The 387-nt window shown below is 71.3% G+C and carries 1 protein-coding gene; it reads left to right on the top strand.

Features of this window, described 5'->3' with window-relative positions:
* Positions 1-51: 51 nt before the first annotated feature.
* A partial coding sequence (locus tag GVN67_RS29540; RefSeq protein ID WP_200845481.1) for a PLP-dependent transferase occupies positions 52-387 on the top strand: 336 nt, incomplete at its 3' end.

Raw genomic sequence — 387 nt, 5'->3', positions numbered from 1 at the left:
GTCCGGGCGCGGTGGGCTGACCCCGGGTGCCGGCGGCGATACCATCGCCGCATGACCTCTTCCACCCACGACGCCCCCCCGGGCGCCGGGCCGGACACCCGGCTCATCCACCATCCGTATGTTCCGCCGGCGGGGTTCTCCGCGCCCCAGCCCGCGGTGCACAAGGCTTCCACCGTCATCTTCCCCGACGTCGCGGCGATGCGCGCGCGCGAGTGGAAGGACAAGACAGGCTACACCTACGGCCTGCACGGCACGCCCACCACCTACATGCTGGAAGAGCGGCTTTGCACGCTTGAAGGCGGCCTGCAGTGCGTCCTGGTGCCCAGCGGCCTCGCCGCCATCGCCAATGTGGCGCTCTCGCTGCTGCGCACCGGCGACGAAGTGCTC

Origin of the sequence: Roseomonas sp. 18066, assembly GCF_902706185.1 — a bacterium.
Classification (GTDB): domain Bacteria; phylum Pseudomonadota; class Alphaproteobacteria; order Acetobacterales; family Acetobacteraceae; genus Pseudoroseomonas.
Note: the sequence above shows the minus strand (reverse complement) of the source record. Positions and strands in the feature narration are given on the sequence as shown.